The organism is Solilutibacter pythonis (genome assembly GCF_003697345.1).
Lineage (GTDB): Bacteria > Pseudomonadota > Gammaproteobacteria > Xanthomonadales > Xanthomonadaceae > Solilutibacter > Solilutibacter pythonis.
Window position 1 is genome coordinate 1 of the sequence record NZ_RFLY01000060.1, and the last position, 980, is coordinate 980.

At 48.9% G+C, this 980-nt stretch carries 2 protein-coding genes; both read left to right on the plus strand.

The features are described 5' to 3' along the window. The first annotated feature begins 102 nt into the window (after positions 1–102). Positions 103–609 carry a hypothetical protein gene (locus tag EBB59_RS13665; RefSeq protein WP_147455628.1) on the plus strand — a complete coding sequence of 169 codons (507 nt, stop codon included), beginning with the start codon at positions 103–105 and terminating at the stop codon, positions 607–609. 69 nt (positions 610–678) lie between these two features. Then, a partial coding sequence (locus EBB59_RS13265; RefSeq protein ID WP_147455629.1) for a hypothetical protein occupies positions 679–980 on the plus strand: 302 nt, incomplete at its 3' end.

The window sequence follows — 980 nt, forward strand, 5'->3', positions numbered from 1 at the left end:
TGGTGGCGATGAAGGGCATCAGACTGCCCAAGCCAACGCTTGGACTAACATGGGGCGGTGTGGAGCCATGCTTTCCGGAAATTGGTTCATGGGAGGTGTCCGATGAATATGGTCGATTGTATTAAGAGCGCTTTTGCTTGGCGTGTTAAGCCTGTAAAGGCTGTTGCGGATAATGTGATTGAATCGGAAATTACATTGGATGCAATGGAGTTTGAGGGAAAGTTTTTTTGGGAGATTAGCTATAAGGACCTTGAGAAGTACCATGATGCGATTTATGGATTTTCCCCTGAAGCATTTCAATATTATCTGCCTGGTATAATGATGGCTATAGTGGATGTATTGAATTACGATTCCTTAATTTTATCTTCGATATTGGATATGTTGGATAGGGGGGGGGCTCCAAGTACATGGGAAAAATTTTTTATTGATAGGTGGTTGGGGTTTACACAAGAAGAATATTCGGTAATATTGGATTGGTTGTTGTGCATTAGTGAGGGATGTCAAGACCCCTTTCAAGAGGCGCAGATGGGAAAGGCATTTGACACAGTCGCATTATTGAAGATATCCGAGTGTGCGACCCCTATTGCCAAAGGAGTTGGTTGTCAATAGGTTATTTTTTGCTGAGTTCCAGATATAAGGAGCTGGTTGCTGCTTAATGCTTAACGCAAGAAATATTTGATGGTGGAAAATTTCACCTGCGCCCCATTCGGTAGCGGCCCGAATGGCCGTGGCTACCGCTACGGCGAGGACAGCCGACTGCGGCGAGTGACGGTGAACGGCACGGAGACGGCCCGCTACCACTACAACGGCAAAGGCGAACAGGTGGCGAAGACCGATGCCAAGACGGGTGAGACCCAGCGCTACCTGTACGACGAAGCGGGCCAATGGCTGGGGGAATACGATGGCCAAGGCCAGGCGAAACAGCAGGTGATCTGGCTGGAGAATTACCCGATTGCCGTGATCGACGGTAGCGGCGCGGC

Coding starts and splice junctions, on each gene's coding strand:
- EBB59_RS13665 (WP_147455628.1), top strand. CDS start 103: ATGAATATGGTCGATTGTATTAAGAGCGCTTTTGCTTGGCGTGTTAAG.